This window comes from Streptomyces sp. NPDC046335, from assembly GCF_055587985.1.
Map to the genome: position 1 here is coordinate 1 of NZ_JBVJFF010000044.1, position 2,687 is coordinate 2,687.

The 2,687-nt window shown below is 72.8% G+C and carries 1 protein-coding gene; it reads right to left on the reverse strand.

What is annotated here, in order from left to right; all coding sequences use genetic code 11:
- A partial coding sequence (locus ACZ6JY_RS40715) for a condensation domain-containing protein (protein WP_469204639.1) occupies window positions 1-2,687 on the reverse strand: 2,687 nt, incomplete at both ends.

The following is a 2,687-nucleotide window of genomic DNA, read 5'->3' on the forward strand; positions in this document are numbered from 1 at the left end:
GGCCCCCACAACTCCCACACCGAGAAGTCGAACGCGAACGAGTGGAACAACGTCCACACATCATCCGCACCGAACCCGAACCAGTCATCCGTCGCGCCGAACAACCGCACCACGTTCTGATGCGGCACCACCACACCCTTGGGCCGCCCCGTCGAACCCGAGGTGTAGATCACATACGCGGGATGCTCCGGCACCACACACCCACGCCTGCCCACCACACCCGCAGCAGGCACACCCGCCAACTCCGCCACCGTCACCGGATCATCCAGCACCAGCGGCTCACCGGCGATGTCGTCCGGCAGCCCCGTGACGACGTCGGCGCTCGTCAGCACCTGGACAGGGCGGCAGTCCAGCAGGGTGTGCCGGATGCGGTCGGCCGGATAGGCCGGGTCCACCGGCACATACGCCGCGCCCGCCTTCAGCACGCCGAGGACCGCCACGACCAGGTCGGCCGACCGCGGAAGAGCCAGCGCCACGAAGTCGCCCGGCCGCACACCCCGGTCGATCAGGAGGTGCGCCAGCCGCTCCGCACGCGCGTCCAGCTCCCCGTACGACAACGACACACCCTCGAACACCACCGCCGTACGCTCCGGCGCCCGCGCCACCTGCGCCTCGAACAACGCGGGCAACGTCGAGCGCACGCCCTCGGGCGGCAGCTCGGCGCCCATGGCCCGAAGGCGGGCATGTTCGTCCTCGGTCAGTACGTCCAGTGCGCCGATGCGCCGGCCGGGCTGTTCGGCGGCGGCCGTCAGGACGCGGACGAGGCGTTCGCCGACGGAGCGGGCGGTGGGCCGGTCGTAGAGGTCGGTGCGGTACTCCAGGACGCCGCGCAGACCGCAGGGGCCGCCCTGCGCGGTGTGGCGCTCCTCCAGGGCGAAGGCGAGGTCGAACTTCGCCGCGCGAGTGCTCACCGGGTGCCGGGTGACGGCGAGGCCGGGCAGTTCACCGATCGTGTCGAGCGCGGACTGCCGGTCGGAGGTGTCGACCCGCAGGGACACCTGGAACAGCGGGTGGCGGCCGAGCGAACGCTCCGGGTTGAGCGCGTCGACCAGCCTCTCGAAGGGGACGTCCTGGTGGTCATAGGCCGTGAGGTCGGTGGCGCGGACCCGGTCGAGCAGTTCCGTGAACGTGGGGTCGCCCGCGGTGTCGGTGCGCAGCACCAGCGTGTTGACGAAGAAGCCGATCAGGTCCTCGACGGCCTCGTCGTCGCGCCCGGCCACCGGCGTTCCGATCGGCACGTCCGCCCCCGCGCCCAGCCGGGACAGCAGCGCGGCCAGCGCCGCCTGCACCACCATGAACAGGCTGGCTCCGCTCTCCCTGGCCAGCCGCAGCAGGCTCTGGTGCACCTCGGCGGGCACGTCGAAGCCGACCTCGTCACCGTCCTCCGAGGCGACGAGCGGGCGGGGGCGGTCGGTGGGCAGGGACAGCTCGGCGGGCAGCTCCGCGAGCTCGGCCGTCCAGTGGGCCAGTTGGCGGGAGACCGGGGACCCGGGGTCGTCCTCGGAGCCGAGTCGCGCACGCTGCCACAGGCTGTAGTCGGCGTACTGGACGGGCAGCGGTGCCCAGCCGGGGGCGTTGCCCTCGCTCCGTGCCGCGTAGGCGGTGACGATGTCGCGGGCGAGGGGCAGCAGCGACCAGCCGTCCGTGGCGGCGTGGTGGATCACCAGCAGCAGTACGTGCTCCTGGGGGGCGAGGGCGAACAGCCGGGCCCGCAGTGGTGTGTCGGCGGTCAGGTCGATGCCGGTGCGGGCCGCGTCGGCGAGCCGCCCGGCCAGTCGCTCCTCGGTGACGTCCTCGACGGGCAGTCCGGGCCGGGCCTCGGCCGGGGAGAGGACCTTCTGGTAGGGACCGTGCTCGTCCTCGGCGAATACGGTGCGCAGCGACTCGTGGCGTTCGACGAGGTCGGACAGTGCTGCCTCAAGGGCCTCGCGGTCCAGGTCGCCGGAGAGCCGCAGCGCCGCCGGAATGTTGTAGGCGGGGCTGGGGCCCTGGAGGTGCTGGAGGAACCACAGCCGCTGCTGTGCGTACGAGAGGGGGACGCGTCCGGGGCGTGGCTCGGCGCGGGTCAGGGCGGTGCGGGCGCGGTCGGCGGACGTGAGCAGTGTGGACAGTCCGGCGACGGTGGGCGACTGGAACAGCGTACGTACCGACAGTTCGGCCTTGAGGGCGCCGCGGATGCGGCCGACCAGGCGGGTGGCGAGCAGGGAGTGGCCGCCGAGGGCGAAGAAGTCGTCGTCGACGGAGACCTCGGGCACGCCGAGGACTTCGGCGAACAGCGTGCAGAGGATCTCCTCGCGGGGGTCGCGCGGCGCCCGGCCCCCGGGGGCGGCACTCGTCCCGGGGGCGGGCAGGGCCTTGTGGTCAAGCTTGCCGTTGGGCGTGAGGGGCAGCGCGTCGAGCGTGACGAACGCGGAGGGGACCATGTAGTCGGGGAGTGCGCCCGCCGTGTGCTCGCGGAGGGCGGCGTGGTGCACGGGGCCGGCCGCGGGCACGACGTAGGCGACGAGGCGTTTGTCCCCGGGGCGGTCCTCGCGGACCACGACGGTGCACTGGCCCACTCCCGGATGCCGGGCGAGGGCGGCCTCGATCTCGCCCAGCTCGATACGGAAACCACGGATCTTGACCTGATGGTCGGAACGGCCCAGATACTCCAGACCCCCACCACGCAACCGCCGGGCCAGGTCACC